Annotated in this window: 1 protein-coding gene; it reads left to right on the forward strand. The window is 43.2% G+C overall.

Annotated elements, in window-relative coordinates; genetic code table 11:
- Positions 1-33 precede the first annotated feature (33 nt).
- On the forward strand, positions 34-271 hold a 238-nt coding region (locus ACYQ78_RS39630; RefSeq protein WP_459806147.1), incomplete at its 3' end, for a cysteine rich repeat-containing protein.

Genomic DNA, 271 nt, shown 5'->3' on the forward strand with positions numbered 1-271 from the left:
GTGATGCACCAAAGAGCTTTGGACGTGCATCTGATGCCTGAAATTCAGATTGCTTGTGTAAAAGATCTTGGGAAGCTCTGCAGTGACAAAATTGAAAAAGGAGAGGAGATACAGTGTTTGCAGGAGAAATTTGATGAACTTGACGAGAAGTGCAGAAGTGCCATCAGTAATTTTACTGAGGAAGAAGGAGAGGATTACAAACTTGACAGCACATTAGTGCGTGCGTGCCATGGCATGGTGACAAAATTCTGTGATGACGTTGTAGCTCAAG

The organism is Herbidospora sp. RD11066 (genome assembly GCF_054661255.1).